This is a genomic window from Microbacterium oxydans (assembly GCF_026559675.1).
GTDB lineage: Bacteria > Actinomycetota > Actinomycetes > Actinomycetales > Microbacteriaceae > Microbacterium > Microbacterium oxydans_D.
On the sequence record NZ_CP092891.1, the window covers coordinates 2,304,541 to 2,329,294 of the forward strand.

General features: G+C 69.2%; 22 protein-coding genes. 4 read left to right on the plus strand and 18 right to left on the minus strand.

Going from position 1 to position 24,754, the window contains the following annotated elements; translation table 11 throughout:
• Positions 1–2 precede the first annotated feature (2 nt).
• The 15 genes from MME74_RS11090 to MME74_RS11160 form a co-directional block, all read right to left on the minus strand.
• The gene (locus tag MME74_RS11090) at positions 3–476 is read right to left on the minus strand and encodes a cell division protein SepF (protein ID WP_267415073.1); all 474 of its coding nucleotides are present in this window, start codon (positions 474–476) and stop codon (positions 3–5) included.
• 43 nt (positions 477–519) lie between these two features.
• Positions 520–1,227 (minus strand): YggS family pyridoxal phosphate-dependent enzyme, encoded by a 708-nt coding sequence (locus MME74_RS11095; protein WP_267415074.1) that lies wholly within the window; start codon positions 1,225–1,227, stop codon positions 520–522.
• On the minus strand, positions 1,224–2,366 hold the full coding sequence (gene ftsZ / locus MME74_RS11100; RefSeq protein WP_267415075.1) for a cell division protein FtsZ: 1,143 nt from the start codon (positions 2,364–2,366) through the stop codon (positions 1,224–1,226). The genes MME74_RS11095 and ftsZ overlap by 4 nt, the downstream gene beginning before the upstream one ends.
• 166 nt (positions 2,367–2,532) lie before the next feature.
• Entirely contained in the window at positions 2,533–3,477 is a 945-nt protein-coding gene (locus MME74_RS11105; RefSeq protein ID WP_267415076.1) for an FtsQ-type POTRA domain-containing protein, read from the minus strand.
• A 3-nt stretch (positions 3,478–3,480) separates the two neighbouring features.
• Positions 3,481–4,881, minus strand: coding sequence for a UDP-N-acetylmuramate--L-alanine ligase (murC, locus tag MME74_RS11110; RefSeq protein WP_267415077.1), 1,401 nt, complete (start codon positions 4,879–4,881; stop codon positions 3,481–3,483).
• A gap of 40 nt (positions 4,882–4,921) precedes the next feature.
• Positions 4,922–5,998: a UDP-N-acetylglucosamine--N-acetylmuramyl-(pentapeptide) pyrophosphoryl-undecaprenol N-acetylglucosamine transferase gene (locus MME74_RS11115; RefSeq protein WP_267415078.1), complete on the minus strand. Its 1,077-nt coding sequence runs from the start codon at positions 5,996–5,998 to the stop codon at positions 4,922–4,924.
• The gene (gene ftsW, locus MME74_RS11120; RefSeq protein WP_267415079.1) at positions 5,995–7,200 is read right to left on the minus strand and encodes a putative lipid II flippase FtsW; all 1,206 of its coding nucleotides are present in this window, start codon (positions 7,198–7,200) and stop codon (positions 5,995–5,997) included. The genes MME74_RS11115 and ftsW overlap by 4 nt, the downstream gene beginning before the upstream one ends.
• Positions 7,169–8,704 (minus strand): UDP-N-acetylmuramoyl-L-alanine--D-glutamate ligase, encoded by a 1,536-nt coding sequence (murD, locus tag MME74_RS11125; RefSeq protein WP_267415080.1) that lies wholly within the window; start codon positions 8,702–8,704, stop codon positions 7,169–7,171. Before murD ends, ftsW begins: the two co-directional genes overlap by 32 nt.
• Positions 8,694–9,800 carry a phospho-N-acetylmuramoyl-pentapeptide-transferase gene (mraY, locus tag MME74_RS11130; RefSeq protein WP_267415081.1) on the minus strand — a complete coding sequence of 369 codons (1,107 nt, stop codon included), beginning with the start codon at positions 9,798–9,800 and terminating at the stop codon, positions 8,694–8,696. Before mraY ends, murD begins: the two co-directional genes overlap by 11 nt.
• Positions 9,797–11,209, minus strand: a complete 1,413-nt coding sequence (locus MME74_RS11135; protein WP_267415082.1) for a UDP-N-acetylmuramoyl-tripeptide--D-alanyl-D-alanine ligase — start codon at positions 11,207–11,209, stop codon at positions 9,797–9,799. The genes mraY and MME74_RS11135 overlap by 4 nt, the downstream gene beginning before the upstream one ends.
• Positions 11,210–11,236: 27 nt before the next feature.
• Complete coding sequence (locus MME74_RS11140) at positions 11,237–13,015, minus strand: peptidoglycan D,D-transpeptidase FtsI family protein (RefSeq protein WP_267415083.1); 1,779 nt, start codon at positions 13,013–13,015, stop codon at positions 11,237–11,239.
• Between the two features lie 26 nt (positions 13,016–13,041).
• Positions 13,042–13,602 (minus strand): hypothetical protein, encoded by a 561-nt coding sequence (locus tag MME74_RS11145; RefSeq protein ID WP_267415084.1) that lies wholly within the window; start codon positions 13,600–13,602, stop codon positions 13,042–13,044.
• Positions 13,599–14,537 carry a 16S rRNA (cytosine(1402)-N(4))-methyltransferase RsmH gene (gene rsmH / locus MME74_RS11150; RefSeq protein ID WP_267415085.1) on the minus strand — a complete coding sequence of 313 codons (939 nt, stop codon included), beginning with the start codon at positions 14,535–14,537 and terminating at the stop codon, positions 13,599–13,601. The genes MME74_RS11145 and rsmH overlap by 4 nt, the downstream gene beginning before the upstream one ends.
• A gap of 102 nt (positions 14,538–14,639) precedes the next feature.
• Positions 14,640–15,071 carry a division/cell wall cluster transcriptional repressor MraZ gene (mraZ, locus tag MME74_RS11155; protein ID WP_017830220.1) on the minus strand — a complete coding sequence of 144 codons (432 nt, stop codon included), beginning with the start codon at positions 15,069–15,071 and terminating at the stop codon, positions 14,640–14,642.
• Between the two features lie 243 nt (positions 15,072–15,314).
• Positions 15,315–15,689, minus strand: coding sequence for a DUF3040 domain-containing protein (locus MME74_RS11160; RefSeq protein WP_267415086.1), 375 nt, complete (start codon positions 15,687–15,689; stop codon positions 15,315–15,317).
• 97 nt (positions 15,690–15,786) lie between these two features.
• On the opposite strand from MME74_RS11160, the gene MME74_RS11165 reads away from it, so the two are divergent.
• Complete coding sequence (locus MME74_RS11165; protein WP_267415087.1) at positions 15,787–16,875, plus strand: polyprenyl synthetase family protein; 1,089 nt, start codon at positions 15,787–15,789, stop codon at positions 16,873–16,875.
• A gap of 13 nt (positions 16,876–16,888) precedes the next feature.
• On the opposite strand, the gene MME74_RS11170 is transcribed toward MME74_RS11165, so the two are convergent.
• The gene (locus tag MME74_RS11170; RefSeq protein WP_324170109.1) at positions 16,889–17,257 is read right to left on the minus strand and encodes an Rv2175c family DNA-binding protein; all 369 of its coding nucleotides are present in this window, start codon (positions 17,255–17,257) and stop codon (positions 16,889–16,891) included.
• Between the two features lie 122 nt (positions 17,258–17,379).
• Between MME74_RS11170 and MME74_RS11175 the strand changes: the two genes are divergently transcribed.
• Together MME74_RS11175 and pknB are read left to right on the plus strand one after the other, a co-directional pair.
• Positions 17,380–18,561 carry a LysM peptidoglycan-binding domain-containing protein gene (locus tag MME74_RS11175; RefSeq protein ID WP_267415088.1) on the plus strand — a complete coding sequence of 394 codons (1,182 nt, stop codon included), beginning with the start codon at positions 17,380–17,382 and terminating at the stop codon, positions 18,559–18,561.
• 78 nt (positions 18,562–18,639) lie between these two features.
• Complete coding sequence (gene pknB, locus MME74_RS11180) at positions 18,640–20,595, plus strand: Stk1 family PASTA domain-containing Ser/Thr kinase (RefSeq protein ID WP_267415089.1); 1,956 nt, start codon at positions 18,640–18,642, stop codon at positions 20,593–20,595.
• Positions 20,596–20,685: 90 nt separating this feature from the next.
• Here pknB and MME74_RS11185 read toward each other — a convergent pair whose 3' ends face one another.
• Entirely contained in the window at positions 20,686–22,026 is a 1,341-nt protein-coding gene (locus MME74_RS11185; RefSeq protein WP_267415090.1) for a class II 3-deoxy-7-phosphoheptulonate synthase, read from the minus strand.
• A 48-nt stretch (positions 22,027–22,074) separates the two neighbouring features.
• Positions 22,075–22,764 carry a lysophospholipid acyltransferase family protein gene (locus MME74_RS11190; RefSeq protein ID WP_267418561.1) on the minus strand — a complete coding sequence of 230 codons (690 nt, stop codon included), beginning with the start codon at positions 22,762–22,764 and terminating at the stop codon, positions 22,075–22,077.
• Between the two features lie 151 nt (positions 22,765–22,915).
• On the opposite strand from MME74_RS11190, the gene MME74_RS11195 reads away from it, so the two are divergent.
• Complete coding sequence (locus MME74_RS11195) at positions 22,916–24,748, plus strand: AMP-dependent synthetase/ligase (protein ID WP_267415091.1); 1,833 nt, start codon at positions 22,916–22,918, stop codon at positions 24,746–24,748.
• The last annotated feature ends 6 nt before the right edge of the window (positions 24,749–24,754 follow it).

The following is a 24,754-nucleotide window of genomic DNA, read 5'->3' on the forward strand; positions in this document are numbered from 1 at the left end:
GGTTACGACTGGTCGAAGCCCGCAGACTCGGCGTCTGCGTGTGCGATGCCCCCGTGCCCCGAGACGGCGATGTTCTCCGGAGAGAGCAGGAACACCTTGGAGGTCACCCGCTCGATACGGCCGTAGAGGCCGAGGGAGAGTCCGCTCGCGAAGTCGATGAGACGGCGCGCGTCGGCGTCGCTCATCTGGGAGAGGTTGATGATGACCGGGATGCCCTCGCGGAAGCTCTCCGCGATCAGCTGCGCGTCGCGGTACTGCTTCGGGTGGACGGTGAGGATCTCGTTCACGGCTCCTGCAGACGGCTGGCGGACGGCGACGGGGCGGCGGAGAGGCGTGACGGGAGCCGGAGCCGGCTCCTCGCGCTCACGGTCGCGCTCGCGGTGGGCGCGGACCGGAGCCTGCGTCTCCTCCTCGTAGACCTCTTCCTCGTCGGCGAGGCCGAGATACACCATGGTCTTCTTCAGCGGGTTACCCATCGTGTCCTCCGGTTCGAACGTTTGGGGCTGGTCTTTTCACAGGTTAACCCCGGTCGGGCCGGGGTCCGGTGATTGCGGAGCCGATCCGCAGGTGTGTCGCGCCGGCGGCGATCGCCTCGACGAAGTCGCCGGTCATCCCGGCGGAGATCCACGAGGCCGACGGCTCGACGGCGCGGACGGCGTCGGCCACGGTCCTCAGACGCGCGAACGCGGCGGCGGGCTCCTCATCGAGTGGAGCCACCGCCATCACGCCCCGCAGCCGGAGCGACGGCAGCGTGAGCACGTGCTCCGCCAGTGCGGCGGCCTCGACGGGAGCGACTCCCCCGCGGCCGGGGTCGTCGGTGAGGTTGATCTGCACGAGGACGTCGAGGACGTCGTCACCGTCGGCTGCGCGGTGCAGCGCATCCGCGAAGCGGGAGCGGTCGACCGAGTGCACGACGTCGGCGCTGCGACGGATCGCGGCGGCCTTGTTCGTCTGCCCCTGCCCGATGAAGTGCCAGCGGAGGTCGAGGGCCGAGAGCTCCGACTCCTTCGCCGACAGCTCCTGCTGTCGGTTCTCGCCGACGTCCTGCACACCGAGCGCATGCAGATCGCGCACGAGGGACGCCGGGTGGAACTTCGTCACCACGATCCGGGTGATCTCCCCCGGGTCCCTCGCCACGGCACGAGCGGCGGCCGCGATGCGCTCATCGATCGCGGTCAACCGCTCGGCCAGGCCGGATGGCGCCTGGCCGTCGACCGTCGAGGTCACTTCAGGAATTCGGGGATGTCGATGTCGTCGTCCGCGAAGGCCGGCTCGATGCTGGTGGTCGGAACGCGCTGCTGCACGGGCTCGGCCTGCACCGACTCGGTCTTCGACTCCGTCTCGTCGGGCAGCGCGACCTCGGGAAGCGTCGCCGCCGACGGCCGCGACACGACCATGGGGTCCAGTCGCAGCGAGGGCTCTCCGCCATCGAAGCCTGCCGCGATCACGGTCACGCGCACCTCGTCGCCGAGGGTGTCGTCGATGACCGTACCGAAGATGATGTTGGCCTCGGGGTGCGCCGCCTCCTTGACGAGGTCGGCCGCGTCGTGGATCTCGAAGATGCCGAGGTTCGATCCACCCTGGATCGAGAGCAGCACACCGTGCGCACCCTCGATGGATGCTTCGAGGAGCGGCGACTCGACGGCCAGCTCCGCGGCCTTGATGGCACGGTCGGCGCCCCGGGCGGAGCCGATGCCCATGAGCGCGGAACCCGCGCCCTGCATGACCGACTTCACGTCGGCGAAGTCGAGGTTGATGAGACCCGGGGTCGTGATGAGGTCCGTGATGCCCTGGACACCGGCGAGGAGGACCTGGTCGGCGGTCGCGAAGGCCTCGATCATCGAGATGCCGCGGTCGCTGATCTCGAGGAGACGGTCGTTCGGCACCACGATGAGGGTGTCGACCTCTTCCTTCAGCTTGGCGACGCCCGCCTCGGCCTGGCTCTGGCGGCGACGACCCTCGAAGGAGAACGGCTTGGTGACGACGCCGATCGTGAGGGCGCCGATGGACTTGGCGATGCGGGCGACGACGGGAGCGCCACCGGTACCGGTTCCACCGCCCTCGCCGGCCGTCACGAAGACCATGTCGGCACCGGTCAGGGCCTGCTCGATCTCCTCGGCGTGGTCCTCCGCGGCGCGGCGACCCACCTCGGGGTCGGCACCGGCACCGAGGCCGCGCGTGAGCTCACGGCCCACGTCGAGCTTGACGTCGGCGTCGCTCATCAGCAGCGCCTGCGCGTCGGTGTTGACGGCGATGAACTCGACTCCGCGGAGACCGAGATCGATCATGCGGTTGACGGCGTTGACGCCGCCACCGCCGACGCCGACGACCTTGATCACGGCGAGGTAGTTCTGGTTCTGGCTCATGGCCGGCCTCCGATTATTCGAGCCTGGAAAAAGGATGAACCTTAAACCTCAACTAGAGGTGTAAAGTATTTCCCGGTATTGCGTTCTCTGTGATCGACGGTAAGCGCCGCCTGGCCTGGCGCGCGCCAGGACGCGGGCGTGTCGCGCCATTCCCCCGCGAAAGCGGTCAGCCGACGACGGCGACGTGCGGAGACGTGACGTCGATCGATGCCGCGTTCGGATTCTTCACCATCGCCGCGGACAGGACGATCGCCTTGAGCGCCGACTGCTCCGCGCTCCCCCACACCACGGTCATGCCGCTGCGGAGGGTCAGGGTCACGTCATCGGGCGTGGTCGCGCGCACACCCGTCAGCACCGTGCGGACCTCGGCCGGCAGCGAGCGGACCACGAGACCGGCTCCTCGGAACGCGGCCGAATCGACGCCGCCGGTGACCTCGATCACCGGCTGGCCCGCGGGCGGTTCCGCGGTGGTCGAGAGCGCGACGCCGGCGGCGTCCACGAGCGTGTAGCCGGCATCCGATCGGATCACGCCGACCGGGGTGCGCTCGACGATCCGCACCGTGAGATCGTGCGGCGGGCGCGCTTCCAGCGAGTACGTCTCGATGAGCGGGAACTTGAGCAGCGCGGCCTTCACCTCGCTGGTGTCGACGAGGGCGAGAGGGGTGCCCATCTGCGCGTCCAGCGCGGCCTCGATCGCGGAGGCGTCGAGGCTCGTCGCGCCGACCACGGTGATCTTCTGGACGGCGAACAGCGGACTGTACGCCGCGACCACGCTTCCGCCGATCAGCAGGACCACGGCCCCGATGGCGCTGAGCCAGACGATCCGGCGACGCCGGGAGCGCTGCGTGAAGCGACGGATCTCGGCGCGAAGAGCCTTGCGCCGGGCGCGCGCGGCACGCCACACGTCCATCGTGGACGTCGACTGCGGTTCCTCCCCGGCGTCCGCCACCGATCCATCGGGTGCGGCGCCACCCGGTGTCGGGTCATCCGGCGCCGGGAGGGTCTCCTCGGAACGGACGTCCCGTCGCCGCGGACGTGCGGGAGGCTCCGGCGCGGCGTCCTTCTCCCCCGGCCTGTCCGGGGTGGTCGGAAGCGGTGCGGGCCGGCGCATCGGCTACGCCTCGTCGGTCCGGCGCAGCGACTCCAGGACCTGCGGGATGATCTGGTACACGTTGCCGCAGCCGAGCGTGACGACGAAGTCGCCGTCGCGGGCGACCGAGGCCGTGTAGTCGGCGGCCTGCTGCCAGTCCGCGACGTAGTGCACGTGCGAGGGATCGCGGAACGCGCCGCTGACCAGCTCGCCCGTGACACCGGGGACCGGGTCTTCACGCGCACCGTAGACGTCGAGCATCACGGTGTGATCCGCGAACTCCTCGAGCACGTCGGCGAACTCCTGATACATGTGCTGCGTGCGGGAGTAGGTGTGCGGCTGCTGGATCGCGATGAGACGCCCCGATCCGGCGATGCTGCGCATGGCCTCGAGCGCCGCCCGCACCTCGGTCGGGTGGTGCGAGTAGTCGTCGTACACCGTGACACCGCGCTCGACACCGTGCTGCTCCAGGCGGCGGACGGTCCCAGCGAAACCCTCGACCGCGCGCACGGCGTCGACGAGCGAGTAGCCCAGCGCGCGCAGCACCGTGACGACACCCGCCGCGTTGATGGCGTTGTGCACACCGGGGACGGCGAGCTGCATCCGCGCGCTCTCGTCGCCGTGGGTGACGGTCGCGGCGACCGGGCCGGCGGCGACGATGTCGGTGACCCGCACGTCGGCATCGTCGGCCTGACCGAAGGTGAGCACGTGGGGGTGCGAGAGACCGGCACCGACGCGGAGGGCGCCCGCGTCGTCGCTCGAGATGACGACCGCCTCGGTCGCGGCGTCGGCGAAACGCACGAACGCGTCGTGGAAGGCCTCGTCCGAGCCGTAGTGGTCCAGGTGATCCGGGTCGACGTTGGTGATCAGCGCGACCGCCGTGTCGTAGAGGAGGAACGTGCCGTCGGACTCGTCCGCCTCGACCACGAACAGATCGCCGGAGCCCGTGGCGCTGGACGTGCCGAGCTGCTCGATCACGCCGCCGTTGACGAAGTGGGGGTCGGCTCCGAGCTCGCGCAGCGCGGTGACGATCATGCCCGTCGAGGTGGTCTTGCCATGGGCGCCGGCGACCGACACCAGACGACGGGAACCGATGAGCCAGTGCAGCGCCTGCGAGCGATGGATCACGTGGAGCCCCCGCGCCTTCGCCGTGACGAACTCGGGGTTCTCCGGCCAGATCGCTCCGGTGTGCACGACGGTGTCGGCATCACCGAGGTAGGCGGCGTCGTGGCCGACGTGCACCGTCGCCCCCGCCGCGGCCAGCGCGCGCAGGTTGTCGCTGTCGGCGCGGTCGCTGCCGGAGACGCGGATGCCGGCGTCGAGGAACATCTTCGCGAGTCCGCTCATCCCGGAGCCGCCGATGCCGATGAAGTGCGCGGAGGTGATCGTCTCGGGGATGGGGAGGGAGAGGTCGGGTCTGATCATGTCCGCTTCAGTCTACTTTTCGTTCGTCGGATCGACCGTGTCACGCCGCGCGCAGGGCGCGGTCGATCAGGGTGATCACGTTCTCGGTTCCGGTGCGGGTGCCGGCCGTCTCGGCGGCGGCGGCCATCCGCGCGATCCGCTCGCGATCTCCCAGCAGCGGAACGACGATGCGGCGCACGGCGTCGCCGTCGAAGGTCGCGTCGTCGAGGAGTTCCGCCGCGCCCGCCCTCACGGCCGACGCCGCGTTCAGCCGCTGTTCGCCGTTGCCGACCGAGTACGGCACGTAGAGGGCCGGGATGCCGAGCGCGCTGATCTCGCTCACCGTCGCCGAGCCGGAACGGGAGACGATCAGGTCGGCCAGGGCGAAGGCGAGATCCATGCGATCGATGTAGCGGTGCAGGGAGTAGCCCTCGACACCCGGGTCCGCGAGGTCGCTGCGCTCCCCCGTCACGTGCAGGAGCTGCCATCCGGCGTCGAGGATGTCGCGCCAGGAATCGGCGAGAGCCTCGTTGAGACGCTGCGCGCCGAGCGATCCGCCGAAGACGAGCAGCACGGGCCGCTCGGCATCCAGTCCGAAGTACTCCGCCGCTTCCGCCCGCGTCGCGACGCGATCGAGCGCGATGACCTCCTGGCGCAGGGGCATGCCGACGACCTCGCTGCCACGCAGCGGCGTGCCCTCGAAGGCCACGCCCACGGCGGCGGCTCGGCGGGCGCCGAGCACGTTGGCGAGACCCGGCTTGGCGTTGGCCTCGTGCACCACGAACGGGACCCCCTCGCGACGGGCTGCCACGTAGGCGGGTGCCGAGGCGTATCCCCCGAAGCCGACGACCACGTCGACCCCGTTCCGGCGGATGTGCTCGCGCACCTGGGCGATGGCCCGACGGAACTTCATCGGGAACGCGGCGGCCTGCCGGTTCGGCCGCCGCGGGAACGGGACCTTGTCGACGACGAGCAGCTCGTACCCGCGGGCGGGGACGAGACGCGACTCCAGTCCCTCGGCCGTGCCGAGCACGAGGACGGAGGCGTCGGCATCGCGTTCGCGGAGGGCATCCGCGACGGCGAGCAGGGGGTTCACATGACCGGCGGTGCCACCGCCGGCGAGGAGATACGAGGTCACCTGGCGACCCTACCCCGCTCGGCTGACTGCTTCTCGACGACCGGAATCGTGCGGGCGAAGGCGAGGAGGACACCGCACGCGATGAGCACGGCCAACAGCGCTGTGCCACCCTGCGACATGAACGGGAGGGGGACGCCCATCACCGGGAAGATGCCGATCACCACGCCGATGTTCATCACGGCCTGGCCGACGATCCACACCGTGATGCCGCCGGCGGCGACGCGGATGAAGGGATCCGGCGTCTTGCGGATGATGTGGAAGGCGCCGATCGTGAAGAACGTGAACAGGGCGAGCACGACGATGCAGCCGATCAGCCCCAGTTCCTCACCCACGATCGCGAAGATGAAGTCGTTGCCCGCCGCGGGCAGCCAGCCGTACTTCTCCTGCGAGTTGCCGAGGCCGAGGCCGAAGATGCCGCCGGATGCCATGCCCCAGATGCCGTGGATCGACTGGTAGCAGTCCGTGTCGTAGAGCGCCATGTTGTCGCAGGTCGCCGTGATGCGCCGCATCCGGTCCTGACTCGACAGCGCGTAGGCGAGCACGGCGACGATGCCGATCACGAGCGGGAGGATGAACAGCCGGAGCTTGACCCCGGAGAAGAACAGGCAGCCCAGCAGGATCAGGACCAGTACCATCGCCGTGCCGAGGTCATGCCCGGCGAGCACCGTGCCGATCGCCAGCGCGCCGACCGGGATCACGGGGATGAACACGTGGTGCCAGGTGCCGAGCATGGCCTGCTTGCGCAGCAGCACGGCGGCGATCCACAGGGCGAGCGCGAGCTTGAGGAACTCGGAGGGCTGCAGGGTGAATCCGGCGATCAGGATCCAGTTCCGGTTGCCGCCGTCGGCGATTCCCAGGGGTGTGAACACGAGCAGCTGGAGGGCGACGGCGCCGAAGAGGGCCGGCCACGCCATCTTCTTCAGGAACGCCACCGGCATGCGGCTGATCAGGAACATCAACGGGATGCCGACCAGCGCGAACATCCCCTGACGGAGCACTCCGCCCATCGGGTCCTGTCCGCTCGCGACGGCGGTCGCGCTCGTGGCGGACAGCACCATGACCAGACCGAAGAGGGTCAGCAGCAGAGCGGTCGAGGCGATGAGGAGGAACTCCATCGACACCGGTGTGAACCGGCGCCCGAGGGAGACCCGGGCCGCGAGACCGCCCGACTCAGACCGCGGAGGGCGGGATACCTGCGTCATCGGCGCTCCCCCGGTCGATCCAGTCCCGCACCGCCTCGGCGAAGCGGTGTCCTCGATCCGCGTAACTCGAGAACTGGTCGAAGGAAGCCGCCGCGGGGGCCAGCAGGACTGTGCCCTCGCCGTCGACGATCCCCGACGCGATCTCCACGACACGGTTCATGACCTGTCCAGTCTCGCCAGCATCCACCTCGAACACCGGTACCGCCGGCGCGTGTCGCCGGAATGCCGCGACGACGGCCGTGCGATCGATCCCGATCACGACGGCGGCCGTGGCCGTCGCGCCCACGTCGGCGACGAGATCGGCGATGTCGACGCCCTTGAGATCTCCACCGACGACCCAGACGGCGCCCGGGTAGGCGCGCAGCGAGGAGGCGGCGGCGTGCGGGTTCGTGGCCTTCGAGTCGTCGACCCAGGTGATGCCGGCGTGCCGGGCGATCACCTGGATGCGGTGCGCGTCCAGCTGGAAGGACTGCAGCGCGGAGTGGATGGCCTCCGGCTCGACGCCGAGCGAGCGAGCGAGGGCGCTCGCGGCGAGGATGTTCTGCACGATGTGCGGGGCGGCGAGCCCGGCGGCGTCCAGATCGGCGACCGTGGTCAGTTCGAGGGCGCTGCGGGCACGATCGTCGAGGAAGGCGCGGTCGACGAGCAGCCCCTCCACGATGCCGAGGTCGCTGGGCCCGGGGATGCCGAGGTCGAAGCCGATGGCGCGGGCGCCCTCGACGACCTCCGCTTCCTCGACCATCTGCCGCGTGGCCTCGTCGTCCTTGTTGTAGACGCAGGCGACACGCGTGTTCCGGTAGACCAGGGCCTTCGCGTCGCGGTACGCCTGCGCGCTGCCGTGCCACACGAGGTGATCGTCGGCGAGGTTGAGGCACACGGACGCGTAGGGGAACAGCTCGCCCTCCGGACGGGACTGGCCCAGGTACCAGAGCTGATGGCTGGAGAGCTCCACCACCAGGACGTCGAACCCTGCGGGATCGCGCACCGCGTCGAGCACGGGCACGCCGATGTTGCCGCACGGAGCCGCCCGCAGCCCACCCGCCACGAGCAGCGAGGCCGTGAGCTGGGTGGTGGTCGTCTTCCCGTTGGTCCCGGTGATGAGCACCCAGTCCGCCGGCGTGCCGTCGGACCGCAGGACCTTGTCGCGGACGCGCCAGGCGAGCTCGATGTCTCCCCAGATCGCGACCCCGTTCTCCTGCGCCCACCGGATGAGCGGGTGCGACGGGGAGAAGCCCGGGGAGGCGATGACGACCTCGGGGTCGAAGTCGACCAGCGCGGCGGGGACCTCGGAGAGACCCCCCAGCTCGAGGCGGGCACCGATCACCGGGAGCAGCCGCTCGTACTCCTCTTCGGCGGACTCGCTGAGCACGAGCACGTCGGCTCCGAGCTCGGTGAGCGTGTCCGCCACCGAGAAGCCGGTCATGGAGAGTCCGAGCACCGCGACCCGCAGGCCGCGCCAGTCGGCGTTCCAGCTGGTCAGCCCGGTGAGGCGGTCAGTCGACACGGGTGAGCCACTCGACGTAGAAGAGTCCGACGGCCGAGACGGCGAGCAGTCCGGCGATGATCCACATGCGCACCACGATCGTGACCTCGGACCACCCGCGCATCTCGAGGTGATGGTGGAACGGGCTCATCAGGAACAGACGCTTGCCGCGGGTGATCTTGAAGTACCCGCGCTGCAGGATGACCGAGCCGGACGAGAGCACGAACACACCGGCGATCACGAGGAGCAGGAGCTCGGTGCGGGTGAGGATCGCCATCGCGGTGATGACGCCGCCGATCGCCATGGAGCCGACGTCGCCCATGAAGACCTTCGCCTTCGGGGCGTTCCACCACAGGAAGCCGATGAGGCTCGCGGCGAACGAGGCCGCGATGATCGCCAGGTTGAACGGATCTCGCACCTCGTAGCATCCGCCCAGGGCGTCGGGATCACCGCCGATGCAGGGCTGCTTGAACTGCCAGAACGCGATCACGCTGTACGCGCCGACGACGATGACACCGGCGCCGGCGGCGAGTCCGTCGAGACCGTCCGTCAGGTTGACGCTGTTGGAGGTCGCGACGCCGATGATCGAGATCCACACCAGGTACAGGATCCAGCCGAGGATCGTGCCGAATGCGAACAGGTTGAGCCAGGTGATGTCGCGGAACAGCGAGATCGCCGGGCTCGCCGGGAACTGACCCCACTTGTTCGGGAAGTTGAGGGCGACGATGCCGAACGGGATGATGACCAGCAGCTGGCCGATCACCTTCCGCCATCCGGAGAGTCCGAGGCTGCGCTGGCTGCGGACCTTCATGTAGTCGTCGATGAAGCCCACGGCGCCGAAGCCGACCATCAGCCAGATCACGAGGATCGCCGAGAGCGCGGGGACCTCTCCGCTGACGAGGACGCCGGTGAAGTATCCGACGATGGAGCCGACGATGAAGATGACGCCGCCCATCGTGGGCGTCCCGCGCTTCGCCTCGTGGCTCGGGTTGTGGACGGACTCGGGGGTGCGGATGACCTGCCCCCAGCCCCACTTCCGGAAGAGTCGGAGGAAGACGGGAGTCAGGAACAGGGTGAAGGCGAGCGAGATCGCCGCCGACATGATGAGAGACCTCACGAGAACAATTCTCCCAGACGATCGCCGAGATGCCGGAGGCCCACGGAATTGGATGACTTCACGAGCACGCGGTCGCCGTCGCGGAGCTCGGTGCGCAGGTATTCGAATGCCGCGTCCTGGTCGGGCAGATGCACGGCCTCACTGTCCCAGGAGCCCTCGCCCACCGCGGAGAGGTAGAGCCGTCGCGCCTCCGGTCCGACCACGACGATGCGCTGGATGTTGAGGCGCACCGCGAGCAGCCCGATGCGATCGTGCTCCTCCCCCGCGCTCTCGCCGAGTTCGGTCATGGCGCCCAGCACCGCCACGGTCCGCTCGTCGGGGCCGGTGATCTGCGCGAGAGTGCGCAGCGCGGCCGCCATCGAGTCCGGGCTGGCGTTGTAGGCGTCGTTGATGATGCGCACGCGGTCGCTGCCCAGCGGCTGCATCCGCCAGCGCTCCGCGATCTCCACGGTCTCCAGACGGGCGACCGCGTCGGCGGGCGCGACGCCGAGGGCGAGTGCGGCGGCGATCGCTGCGAGGGCGTTGGACACGTGATGCGCGCCGAGGACGCGGAGGCGCAGGGGCAGCTGCTCGCCCGCGATCTCGATGATGCAGGAGGTGCCGGATGCCGAGACCTCGATGTCGCGTGCCCGCACGTCGGCGCTCGCGCTCTGGCCGAAGCCGACCACGCGGAGGCCGCGGGAGGTCGCGAGCTCCTGCATCCCGGCGACCCGGGGGTCGTCGAGGTTGAGGACCGCGGTGCCGGGGACCCGGGCCGCCGAGACGAGCTCGGCCTTCGCCTTCGCGGTCTCCTCGATGCCGCCGAATCCTCCGGCGTGAGCCATGCCGACCATCAGGACGACCGCGATGTCGGGCTCGACCAGGCCGGCGAGGTGCGCGATGCTCCCCGGGGCGGCCGCACCGAACTCGCTCACGAGGAAGCGCGTGCTCTCGGTGACCCGGAGCATGGTGACGGGCGCGCCGACTTCGTTGTTGAAGGACTTCACGGGGGCGACGGTCTCGCCCTCGTCCTCCAGGATGCGGGCGAGGAAGTTCTTGGTGGTGGTCTTGCCGTTCGACCCCGTGATGCCGACGATCCGGAGTCCGCCGCCGGCGCGGACGCGGGCGACCACCTCGCGGGCGAGCTCGCCGAGCGCCTTCACCGCATCCGGGACGACGATCTGGCTGACCGCGACGTCGACGACGTGCTCGACGATCGCGACTGCGGCTCCGGCCTCGACCGCGGCTCCCACGAAACGGTGGCCGTCGGTCTCGGCTCCGGGCTTCGCCACGAAGACGGATCCGGGCACCATCGTGCGGGAATCGGTGTCGACGATCCCGTCGACGACGGTCTCGGCCGAATCCTCTCCGGCCACACGCAGATCACCACCGACAGCGGCGGCGATCTCAGCGAGCGTCAGGGCGATCATGTCATCTCCATGCGCGGCTCTCGCCGACTATCCGAACTTGGGAAGGAGCGCGTCCATCGGGACAGTGGACGGCATCACGCGATAGGTCTTCATCACCTGCGTCATCGCCTTCTGGAAGGCGGATGCGGTGGCCGCGGACGATACAACCTTAGTCGGCTCGTCCAGGGTGACCACGACGACGTACTGGGGATCATCCACCGGCGCGAAGCCCACCATGCTGGTGAAGTACACCCCGGCCTTGTAGCCGCCTTTGCCGTCCGAGACCTGCGCGGTTCCGGTCTTGCTGGTCACGCGGTAGCCCGGGACCTTGATCCGTTCGGCGTTGCCGCCCTGCACCGCGACGTTCTCCAGCATCCGCGTCAGCTCGGCCGCGGTCTGCTCCTTGATGATCTGCTCGTGCTTCGGTGCGTCCGCCTTCACGACCGTGCCGTCGGCGGACGTGCACGACTCCACCAGCGAGAGGTCGATCTTCTCGCCGCCGTTCGCGATCGCCTGGTACGCGCCGGCGAGCTGTGCCGCGGTGACCGAGTAGTACTGGCCGAACGTCGTCGTGTACAGCGACTGGTTGTCCCACTCCTTCACCGGGTGGAGCAGACCGCCCACCTCGGAGGGGAAGTCGAGCGTCTTCTGCCCGACGCCGAAACGCTGCAGATAGTCGTAGCGGACCTCGGGACTCACCATGGTGCCGAACTTCGACAGCGCGACGTTCGAGGAGTCGATGAGGCCGCCGGCCAGGGTGTAGTTGTATGCCGGGTGGCTGAAGGCGTCGTTGATCACGGCGCCGTTCGGGAACGTCTCCCGGGACGCGGCGCTGACGGTGCTCAACGGCGTGATCCCCGCGCCCTCGATCGCGGCGGCCGCGGTGATGGCCTTGAAGGTGGACCCGGGCTCGAAGTCGTGGTGGAAGATCTGGCTGGCCCGGGTGTCGGGCGTCGACGCGTCCAGGTTGTTCGGATCCAGGGACGGCCATTCCGCCGCGGCCCGGATCTTCCCGGTCTTCGCCTCGACGACCGTGACGCTTCCGGCCTTGGCGCCCTGCTTCTGCGCCTCCTCGCCGATCATCTGCTGGAGGTACCACTGCAGGTCGCTGTTGATGGTCAGCTCGACCGAGCCTCCGTCGATGGCGGGGACGGTGCGTTCGCTGCCCGGGATCACCACACCGTTCGCACCGGTGCGGTACGACTCCTCGCCGTCCGTCGGTGCAAGACACTTCTCGCCGGTCTGCTCGATGCCCGCCTGGGCCGTGCCCGATCCGTCGAGGAAGCCGAGCAGGTTGCCGGCGACGGCGCCGTTCGGGTAGACCCGCGTCTCCCGGGGCTCGAAGTGGAGGTAGGCGAGGTTGTTCTCGCGCTTCAGGTCGCGAAGCTCGATGTACTGCTCCGTGGTCAGGGATCGCTTGAGCGGCGCGTACTGGCTCTGCGCGTCCTTCGCGAGCGCTTCGGACACCAGCGCGCGGACCTCGTCCCCGGTCTGACCGGTGACGGCCGCGATCTCGTCCGCCGCCTGCGCCCAGGGCAGTTTGGGATCCTTGTCCTCGAGCTGCGTGATGACCTTCGGGCTGAGCTGGGCGTCGTAGACCAGGACGCTGGTGGCGAGGACCGTGCCCCCGGCATCGACGATCGATCCGCGCTGCCCGGCGATCTTCTCGCCGGCGCCGATCTTCGTGAGCGACTGCGAGACGTGCTCGTCCGCGCTCACCACCTGGATGTCGATCAGTCGCACGACGAACGCGCCCAGCAGGGAGAGGATGACCGCGAGGGCGACGACGGTGCGTCGCCGCGGTCCGCGCGTGGCTCGTGTCGTCATGAGATCTCTCCGTCGGTGGCGTGCGGTCAGCGGGTGGTGGGGCTGGGGAGTCCGTCGGTGATCGCCGGCGGAAGATCCTGCGTCGTCGATTCCGTGGCGCCGTCGTCCGTGGTGGTCGCGGGCGGCGTGGGTTCGACGATGAGGGAGTTGCTCACGGCGGCGGATCCCTCGGGATTGACCGTCGACGTCCAGTCGGCGCCGGAGCCGGTGCCGAACACGGCGCCGTCGCTGAGACGGAGGTAAGACGGCGAGCCGGCCACCACCATCCCCAGGTCGGCGGCGCTGCTCGCGAGGACCTGGGGCGAGCTGACGCCGGTGAGTTCCTCCTGCAGTGCGTGGGTGCGCAGGTCCAGCTCACGCTGCTGGGACGAGAGCCCCGCCAGTGTGAACGAGTCCTGCGTGATCGCGAGGGAGAAGGCCACCTGCGCCGCGCCGATCGCGAGTGCTCCGCCGAGGGCGACGAGCGCATAGGCGAGCTTGGGCTTGCGGCGGACGGCCGGTCGGCTGACGGGCTGCAGACGTCGTTGCGGCTCGCGGACCGGGGCGACCGGCTGGATCGGTTTGCGGACGACGGCGTTGATGCTCATGCGCTCTCCCGCAGCTTCTCGGCGGCGCGGAGTCGCACCGGGATGGCACGCGGATTGCGCGCACGTTCTGCTTCGTCGGCGAGCTCCGCGCCCTTGGTGAGGATGCGGAACCGCGGCGCGTGCTCGGGGAGCTCGACGGGAAGTCCGGCCGGAGCGGTCGACGCCGCTGCCGCCGCGAAGGCCTGCTTGACGAGCCGATCCTCGAGCGACTGGTACGACATCACCACGATGCGCCCGCCCACGTTCAAGGCCTCCATCGCGGAGGGGATCGCGTCGGCGAGCACGTTCAGTTCGGTGTTGACCTCGATGCGCAGCGCCTGGAACACGCGCTTCGCCGGGTGTCCGGCACGCTGAGCCGCCGCGGGCGTGGCCGCGATCAGGATCTCGACCAGTTCGCCGGAGCGGGTGATCGGCTGCTTCTGCCGGGCCTCGATGATGAAACGGGCATACCGACCCGCGAGCTTCTCCTCGCCGTAGCGCTCGAAGATGCGGCGAAGATTCCCTTCGCTGTACGTGGCGATGACGTCGGCAGCCGTGACGCCCTTGGTCTGGTCCATACGCATGTCCAGCGGGGCATCCTTCGAGTACGCGAAGCCGCGCTCCGCCTCGTCCAGCTGCAGCGAGGACACTCCGAGGTCGAACAGGATCCCGGCGGCGCCCTGTGCGTGCAGGCCGATCTCGTCGTACACCGTGTGCACGAGGGTGACGCGGTCCTTGAAGCGGGCGAGCCGCTCCCCCGCGATGCGCAGCGCGTCGGTGTCGCGGTCGAGTCCGATCAGTCGGATGTTCGGGAAGCGCTCGAGCAGGGCCTCCGAGTGGCCGCCCATGCCGAGCGTGGCATCGACGAGCACCGCTCCGTCCGCCTGGAGGGCGGGAGCGAGCAACTCGACGCAGCGGTCGAGCAGTACCGGGGTGTGTATGTCTCGGAGGTTCATGATCTTTCTCGGGGTGACCATCGGCTCTGATCCCCCTCCGCTTCTCGACCCGGCACCGGGGAAGTGTGTCGGGGTGGGAGCGGCGGGGCATCACAGCCGTGGTCAGAAGAGTCCCGGAATCACCTCCTGCTCGAGGTCGGAGTAGGTCTCCTCGCCGGCGGCGAGGTAGGCGTTCCAGCTCTCGGCATCCCAGATCTCGGCGTGGGCGCCGACTCCGGTGACGATGAGCTCCTTCTGCAGTCCCGCGTACTGACGCAGGTGCGCGGGGATGGTGATGCGGTTCTGGCTGTCGGGCATCTCCGCACTCGCGCCGGAGAGGAACAGACGCATGAAGTCACGCGCCTGCTTGTTGGCGAGCGGCGCCTGACGGATCCGCTCGTGCATCGCCTCGAACTCGGCCGTGCTGAACACGTAGAGGCAGCGCTCCTGGCCTCGGGTGACGACGATGCCGCCGCCGAGGTCCTCGCGGAACTTCGCAGGAAGGATGACCCGTCCTTTGTCGTCCAGCTTCGGTGAGTGCGTACCCAGCAACATCGGCCATCACCCCCTCTGCGTCCGGCCAACTCGAGGTGCGCCCCACTTTACTCCACATTCCTCCACATACCTACGACCAATCCGCGGGAATCGCTGGCGACGGCCGATGGGCGCGCCGAAGTTCCGCGGAATTCCGCGGTGGAGGAAGGTGGAGGCTCAGTGGAGGACGGTGGGGAGCCTCACCGGTTAACGACGGAAGCCCGGATGCTCAGCATCCGGGCTTCCGTCGTGAAGTCGTAAAGGTCAGTGACCGTCCTGGCGGCGGTCCCAGCGGTCGTTCATGCGATCCATGAACGAGGCGGAATCCTGACGCTTGGGAGCGGAGCGCTCGCGCGGCTCGGCGGGAGTCGCTCGACGAACCGGAGTGACGGCGACCATGACGCCGGCCAGCATCGCGACGAATCCGATGACTCCGACCACGATGCCCCACACGTCGCCGAGGATGACCCCGACCACCAGACCGCCGACACCGGCGAGCAGGAGAAGCGCACCGTAGACCAGATTGCGGTAGCTCAAAGCGCGATCGCCGGACGGCGCGGTCACGACGTCGGCATCGTTGTGAAGGAGATGGCGTTCCATCTCGTCGAGCAGACGCTGCTCCTGTTCGGAGAGTGGCATTTCGTCCCCCTCGGGTATCGTGCCTTCCATTCTACGCGCGCCGAGGCGTCCGGGGCTAGCAGTTCGATGCCCCCTTGCTTTACGTATGCTGGGAGTCGTGCCGTCTTCCTCCCCCGTCCCCGGCGCCGTCGCCGCCCACCTCGACCGCTTCCTCACCCGGATGCGCGCGGAATCCACGGAGTACGGCCCCGATGCGGCGGCCTTCCTCGATGCCGCCGCCGGCACGCTCGAGGGCGGGAAGCGACTCCGTGCCCGGTTCTGCCACGCCGGCTGGCGTGCCGTCGCCCGCTTCGCCGACCGTGAGGCGAGCGAGACCGATGCCCTCTGGGATGTCTGCACCGCGCTGGAGATCTTCCAGTCGGCCGCACTCGTCCACGACGATCTGATCGACAACTCGGACACGCGCCGCGGTCGCCCCGCCGCTCACCGCGCGCTCGAGGCATCCCACCGCACCGCGGGATGGTCGGGAGACGCGGAGTCCTTCGGCCGCGCATCCGCGATCCTCCTCGGCGATCTCCTCGTCGCGTGGAGCGACGACCTCCTGGAGGCCGCACTCGACGGTCATCCGCACGCCCGGGCCGTGCGCTCCGAGTACGCCAGGATGCGCCGCGACGTGACCACCGGCCAGTTCCTCGACATCGCCGAGGAATCCGCGTGGAGCGTCAATGCCGGCGACCTGCACGCCGACCGCGCTCTACGAGTGGCCTCGCTCAAGTCCGCCAGGTACAGCATCGAACAGCCGCTGATCCTCGGGGCCGCTCTCAGCGGTGCCGACGCGGACCAGGTCTCGGCGCTGCGACGGTTCGGACATCCGATCGGCATGGCCTTCCAGCTGCGCGACGACGTGCTCGGCGTGTTCGGCGACGCATCGCTCACGGGCAAGCCGGCAGGAGATGACCTGCGGGAGGGCAAGCGCACGGTGCTCGTGGCGCTCACTAGGCAGTCGCTGGATCCCTCGGCCAGGAGGCTCCTGGACGAGATGCTCGGCGATCCGGAGCTGACGACCGAGCAGGTGTCGTTCCTGCAGGCCACCATCTCCGGCTCCGGCGCACTCGATCGCGTCGAGCAGATGATCTCCGACTACGCACACGAAGCGGATCGGGCGCTCTCCGGCGCGCGCCTCGACAACGCCGCGGTCGGCGAGCTGCGGGAACTCGCCCGCGCGGCCACGGTCCGCTCCGCCTGACGCGGAGAGCGGCTCAGGCGAGGGTGCGGGCGACGCGGCGGACCGCGCTCTTGTGTCCCGCGAGCAGGGCGTCGATCGGCGAGCGGCCGAGCGACTCCTCCTCGGTGAGCAGCCAGTCGATCAGCTCGTCGTCCGAGAAACCCGCGTCCTGCAGCACGATGACGGTTCCGCGCAGCGAGCTCAGCGGCTGCCCGTCGACGATGAACACCGCGGGCACCCCGAAGACGCCGCTGCGGCGGGACCCGACCAGGTAGTGCTCGTCGATCAGGCGGCGCACGCGGCCGAGGGGCTCGTCGAGCACCTCGACGAGGTCGGGCATCGTCAGCCACTCGATGGCAGCGGCGGCAGGGGTTCCAGCAACGTTCTCAGACACGTTGCCCACTATCTCACCTCCGCTCGGGTGTCGCATGTCGACCCTCCAGTCACATCCTTCACTTGCGTCACTTCTGTTGACTTCTGTTTACATCCGTGTCAGCGTGAAGTGCTCGAAAAAGGGGGCAAGCCTTGAGACTCAAGACCGCCACACGACGAACACGAAACCTGCAGCTCGGCGTGCCCGCCGCTGTGCTGGGCGCTCTCGCCGCCACGCTCACCGCTGCTCCGGCCGGTGCCGCTTCGACCCCCGATGTCACACCGATGGAGAGGCAGCGCAGCGCCCCGGTGCGCATCGCACCCCTGCAGACCGCTCCGTCGAGCTACGTCGTCCGAGCCGGCGACACCGTCTCGGCGATCGCCGCACGCTTCGGCCTGCGCACCGTGGACGTGCTCACCTGGAACAACCTCTCCTGGCGCTCGGTGATCTATCCCGGGCAGAAGCTGACCCTCCGATCGACCGCCGCCGCGCCCGCGGCCGCCCCTGCCGCCACGCCGGCGCCGGCATCGACGTCGCACAAGGTCGTCGCCGGTGACACCGTCTTCGCGATCGCGAAGAAGTACGGCACGACGGTCGACGCCGTGCTGTCCGCGAACGGTCTCACCCGCGCATCGGTCATCTACCCCGGGCAGAACCTGCGCGTCTCAGGGGGCGCCGCGCCGCAGGCGGCCGCCCCGGCTCCCGCTGCCACGCCGGCCCCCGCTTCCGCCGCCGCGAAGCACACCGTCGTCGCCGGGGACACGCTCTTCGGCATCGCACGGAAGTACGGCACCACGACGCAGAACCTGTTCGCCCTGAACGGCTTGGGCCCGTCGTCGATCATCTATCCGGGACAGAAGCTCGCCGTTCACGCGGCCCCTGCCCCGGCGAAGGCGGCCACGACCACCGGCGGTCAGCGGACGGCGGCGCTCACCTCCGAGCAGGCGTCGAACGCCGCCCTCATCATCCGCATCGGTCGCGAGCTCGGCGTTTCGGATCGCGCACTGGCCCTCGCTCTCGCCACCGGGATGGTGGAGTCGGGCCTGCGCAACCTCGACTGGGGAGACCGCGATTCGCTCGGCCTCTTCCAGCAGCGCCCCAGCACCGGGTGGGGAACGCCCGCGCAGATCCTGGATGCGGAACGGAGTACCCGCGCGTTCTTCGGCGGATCGAGCGACCCCAACGGACACACCACCCGCGGCCTGCTGGACATCCCCGGCTGGGAGCGCATGCCGTTCACCGCGGCCGCCCAAGCCGTGCAGATCTCCGCGTATCCGGACCGTTATGGCCAGTGGGAGACCCAGGCGTATGACTGGCTCGCGCTCTACGGCTGAGCAGTTCCTCGAAACCCGCACCCCTCCAGGGGTGAGCCGCTCCCCTGTCTTTCAGGCAGTTCTCAATAGAATTCTGACGTGACGACCAATCAGCAGGCCGACCCCCTCATCGGGCGGCTTGTCGACGGCCGCTATCGCGTGCGCGCTCGGATCGCCCGCGGCGGGATGGCCACGGTCTATGTGGCCACCGATCTCCGCCTCGAGCGGCGCATCGCGCTCAAGGTGATGCACGCGCACCTCAGCGATGACTCCGCCTTCCAGAGCCGGTTCATCCAGGAGGCTCGCGCGGCCGCCCGCCTCGCCGACCCGCACGTCGTCAACGTCTTCGACCAGGGGCAGGACGGCGAGCTCGCCTACCTCGTGATGGAGTACCTGCCCGGCATCACTCTGCGCGAGCTGCTGCGCGAGCAGAAGCGCCTCACGATCCCGCAGACGATCACGATCATGGACGCGATCCTCGCCGGCCTCTCGGCCGCGCACCGCGCCGGGATCGTGCACCGCGACGTCAAGCCGGAGAACGTGCTCCTCGCCGAGGACGGACGCATCAAGATCGGCGACTTCGGCCTGGCCCGGGCGACGACAGCGAACACCGCGACCGGTCAGCAGCTGCTCGGCACCATCGCCTACCTCGCCCCGGAACTCGTCACCCGCGGCACGGCCGATGCCCGCAGCGACATCTACGCACTCGGCATCATGCTCTACGAGATGCTCGTCGGCGAGCAGCCCTACAAGGGCGAGCAGCCCATGCAGATCGCGTTCCAGCACGCCACCGAGTCGGTGCCGCGCCCGAGCGTGCGCAACCCCGCGGTCCCGGAGCAGCTCGACGAGCTCGTGCTATGGGCCACCGAGAAGTCGCCGGACGAGCGTCCCGACGACGCGCAGCAGATGCTCGAGCGCCTCCGCGAGATCGAGCGCGACCTCGGCATCGCTCCGACCGCCGCCCGGGCGACCGCTCCGCAGCACAGCCAGGCGGACTCCGGCGACCTCACCAAGGTGATGCCGGGGACCATGGTCATCGCGGATCCCGCCGCCCCGGCCCCCGCCGCCGTCGACAATGCGACCCTCCTTCGCCGGCGCGCCTCGAAGCGTCGGGCGCGCGGTGCGTTCCTGCTCACTCTCGTGCTGCTGCTGGCGGTGCTCGCCGGCGGAGTCGGCTGGTGGTTCGGCTCGGGCCCCGGCTCGCTCATCGCCGTGCCCGCTGTCGCCGGCGGGACCTACGACGAAGCATCGGCCACGTTGACCGATGCCGGCTTCGTGCCGACGCAGAGGGACGAGTTCTCGATCGACGTCGAGAAGGGGAAGGTCATCGAGACCGACCCCGTCGAGGGCACTCGACTCGACAAGGGCACCTCCGTCGCGGTCATCGTCTCGGCCGGGCCCGCCTCGCACGACCTCGCCCCCGTCGCGGGCGTCGACGTCGAAGAAGTACGCGCCGCCCTCGAGGCCGCGAACCTCGAGATCACCGATGACGAGGAGTACTTCGGCGACCTGGAGGCCGGCAAGGTCATCAACGTCCGCATCACGCCGCGCTCGGGAGAAGACGCTTTCGGCTGCGACGAGGGCTGCAAGGTCTTCGAGACCGACACCGCGACCATCCAGGTGTCCCGCGGCCCCGTGCCCGACGTCAGCGACCTGACCGTCGCGCAGGCGACGGACGCCCTCACGAGCAAGGGCCTCAAGGTCAACGGAGAGAGCCAGTACCAGACCAGCGACAGCATCGGGAAGGACCGCGTCATCGGCATCGCCGACCGGTCCGAGCGCGGCTCCTGGCGTCCGGGCGACACCGTCCAGCTCATCATCTCGCAGGGCCCGCCGCTGTTCGACGTTCCCGATGTCTCGGGCATGACGCGCGACGAGGCGACCGGCGCTCTGAACGACGCCGGCTTCAAGTGGGCCTACACCAGCAGCACGGGCCTCCCCGACTCGGTGTGGGACCTCCTCGCGAACGAGAACACGAAGGTCGAGTCGTACACGCCCTCGGATCGTCAGCGCAAGGGAACGACCATCACCCTCACGATGAGCTTCTCCGGCTGAGCCCCGAGCGGCGGGCCACGACCAGAGGCCGCACAGATACGAAGAGAGGGCCGGAATCGGATTCCGGCCCTCTCTTCGTATCTCTCGGCGTCAGCGCTTCTCGAGCTCCTCAGCCACGAGGAACGCCAGCTCGAGCGACTGCATGTGGTTCAGACGCGGGTCGCACAGGCTCTCGTACCGCGTGGCCAGTGCGGCCTCGTCGATCTGCTCGGACCCGCCGAGGCACTCGGTCACGTCGTCGCCGGTGAGCTCGACGTGGATGCCGCCGGGGAAGGTGCCGACCGCACGGTGCGCCTCGAAGAAGCCGCGCACCTCGTCGACCACGTCGTCGAAGCGACGCGTCTTGTAGCCGGTCGGTGTCGTGATGCCGTTGCCGTGCATCGGGTCGGTGACCCACAGCGGCTGCGCGCCCGAGTCACGGACGGCCTCGAGCAGCGGCGGCAGAGCGTCGCGGATCTTGCCCGCACCCATGCGCGTGATGAAGGTCAGACGGCCGGGCTCGCGCTCGGGGTCGAGCTTGTCGATCAGCTGCAGCGCGGTCTCGGGCGACGTCGTGGGTCCGAGCTTCACCCCGATGGGGTTGCGGATCTTGGAGAAGTAGTCGACGTGCGCGCCGTCGAGCTCGCGCGTGCGCTCCCCGATCCACAGGAAGTGCGCCGAGGTGTTGTACGGCGTGTCCGTGCGCGAGTCGATGCGCGTCATCGGACGCTCGTAGTCCATCAGCAGACCCTCGTGGCCCGTGAAGAACTCGACGCGCTTGAGCTCGTCGAAGTCGGCGCCGGCGGCCTCCATGAACTTGATCGCGCGGTCGATCTCCGCGGCCATGCGCTCGTAGCGCTGGTTGGCCGGGTTCTGCGCGAAGCCCTTGTTCCACGAGTGCACCTCGCGGAGGTCGGCGAATCCCCCCTGCGTGAACGCGCGGATGAGGTTCAGCGTCGATGCCGCCGTGTGGTAGCCCTGGAGCAGACGACCGGGGTCGGCGGTGCGCGAGCCCTCGGTGAAGTCGTAGCCGTTGACGATGTCGCCGCGGTACGCCGGCAGCGTGACGTCGCCGCGGGTCTCGCTGTCGCTCGAGCGCGGCTTCGCGAACTGACCGGCCATGCGGCCCATCTTCACGATGGGCATCGAGGCGCCATAGGTCAGCACGACGGCCATCTGCAGCACCGTCTTGATGCGGTTGCGGATCTGCTCGGCGGTCGCCCCGGCGAAGGTCTCGGCGCAGTCCCCGCCCTGGAGCAGGAAAGCCTGCCCCGAGGCCGCACGGGCGAGACGGTCACGGAGGTTGTCGACCTCACCGGCGAAGACGAGGGGCGGAAGGGTCGCGATCTGACGGGAGACGTCGGCGACGCGGTCCGCGTCGGGCCACTGCGGCTGCTGCTTGATGGGAAGCGAACGCCATGCATCAAGGGCTTCGATGTGGTGCGGGAGCATGCGTTCCAGCCTAGTGGTCGCGGGAGCCCCGCAGACGCGCGCGCGAGGCTATGTGACGCGGGTGGGGAGCCGGTCCTTGACCGTCGACGCGTAGACGTCCTCGTACCTCTGCTCCCCCAGTCGCTGCAGGGCCACCATGATCTCGTCGGTGACCGAGCGCAGGATGTAGCGGTCGTTCTCCATGCCGGCGTAGCGGGAGAAGTCGAGGGGCTCTCCGATCACGATCCCGACCCGCACGATCCGCGGCAGTCGCCGGCCGATCGGCATCGCCGTGTCGGTGTCGACCATGATCACGGGAACCACCGGGACCTTCGCCTCCAGGGCCATCCGGGCGATGCCGGTGCGCCCTCGGTACAGCGTGCCGTCGGGGCTCCGCGTGCCCTCGGGGTAGATGCCGAGCAGGTCTCCGCCGCCGAGCACCTGCAGCCCCGTGTTCAGCGACGCCTCCGAGGCCTTGCCGCCCGACCGGTCGATCGGGATCTGGCCCGTGGCCTTCATGAAGAACTTCGTGGCCCAGCCCTTCAGACCGCGACCGGTGAAGTAGTCGCTCTTCGCCAGGAAGGACATCGGGCGATCGATCACCAGGGGAAGGAAGATGGAGTCGGCGAACGAGAGGTGGTTGCTCGCGAGGATCGCGGCGCCGCTCGCGGGCACGTTCTTCCGGCCCACGATCCACGGACGGAACACCGCCTTGACCACGGGGCCGATCACCACGTACTTCATCAGCCAGTAGAACATCGTGCTGAAGTCTAGCGCCGCCATCGGCATCCGCCGGGCCTTCTCGTCATCACGACCAGGTTCGCGACCGAGTCTCACCTCGGGCGCGACCCGGTCCCATGCCCTAGACTCGGAACCAAGTCCGTGCCCGACCGGTACCGAAGGAGCTGCCGTGGTCCAGTTTGAAGTCCCCGCGATCGTCCCAGCCGACCCCGACGCGAACGTCGCCGACCTCCTGGTGAAGCGGGTCGAAGCCACCCCCGACCGTGCGCTCTTCTCCGTGCCGGAGGGAGACGGGTGGCGCGACATCTCCGCCGCCGACTTCCAGACCGCCGTGGTCGCGCTCGCGAAGGGCTTCGCCGCCGCGGGCATCCAGCCCGGCGAGAAGGTCGGCTTCCTCGCGCGCACCACGTACGAGTGGACGCTCGTCGACTTCGCCCTCTTCTACGCCGGCATCGTGATGGTGCCCATCTACGAGACCAGCTCGCCCTCGCAGATCCAGTGGATCCTCGAGGACTCCGGCGCGATCGCCCTGATCGTGGAATCCCCCGAGCACTTCGCCCGCGTCGACGAGGTCCGCGGCGATCTGCCCCTGATCCGCGAGGTATGGCAGCTGCACCTCGGCGCCATCGACACCCTCACCGCGCAGGGCGCATCCGTCGAGGACGCCGAGATCGAGCGCCGCCGCAACCTCGCCGTCGGCTCCGACATCGCGACGCTCATCTACACGTCCGGCTCCACGGGCCGCCCGAAGGGGTGCGTGCTCACCCACAGCAACTTCGTCGAGCTTTCCCGCAACTCCGCCAAGGCCCTCGACGAGGTCGTGCAGACGCCCGGCGCCTCCACGCTGCTCTTCATCACCACGGCGCACGTGTTCGCCCGCTTCATCTCGATCCTCGACGTGCACGCCGGCGTCCGCACCGGTCACCAGCCCGACACGCGTCAGCTCCTCCCGGCTCTCGGCTCCTTCAAGCCGACCTTCCTCCTCGCGGTCCCCCGCGTGTTCGAGAAGGTCTACAACTCCGCCGAGCAGAAGGCGGAAGCCGGCGGCAAGGGCAAGATCTTCCGCGCCGCGGCCGATGTCGCCATCGAGCACTCGAAGCTGGTCGAACAGGGCACGAAGATCCCGTTCGGCATGAAGCTCAAGTTCGCGCTGTTCAACAAGCTCGTCTACGGCAAGCTCCGCGAGGCCATGGGCGGCAACGTCGTCTACGCCGTCTCCGGCTCCGCACCGCTGGGCTCTCGACTGGGCCACTTCTTCCACAGCCTCGGCGTGGTCATCCTCGAGGGCTACGGCCTCACCGAGACGACCGCTCCCGCCACGGTGAACCTCGCGGACAAGTCGAAGATCGGCACGGTCGGTCCGGCACTCCCCGGCGTCGGCGTCCGTCTGGCGGATGACGGCGAGATCGAGGTCCGCGGCATCAACGTGTTCAAGGAGTACTGGAACAACCCCGAGGCGACGGCCGAGGCCTTCAGCGAAGGCGGCTGGTTCCACACCGGCGACATCGGCAGCTTCGACTCCGAGGGCTTCCTGACGATCACCGGCCGCAAGAAGGAGATCATCGTGACGGCCGGCGGTAAGAACGTCGCTCCCGCCGCGCTCGAGGACCCGATCCGCGCGAACCCGATCATCGGTCAGGTCGTCGTGGTGGGCGACCAGCGTCCGTTCATCTCGGCCCTCGTGACGCTCGACCCCGAGATGCTCCCGACCTGGCTCGCGAACAACGGCCTCGACGCCAAGATGGCTCTCGCGGAGGCCTCCACGAACGAGGCCGTCCGCGCCGAGGTGCAGCGGGCGGTGGACGGCGCGAACGCCCGGGTGTCTCGCGCCGAGTCGATCCGCAAGTTCACGATCCTCGACTCCGAGTGGACGGAGGCGTCCGGTCACCTGACACCGAAGCTCTCCATCAAGCGCAACGTCATCATGAACGACTTCGCCGACGAGATCTCCGCGATCTACGACGAGCCGGTCGCCACGACGAACGTCCCGATCGGCGGCTGACCCCGT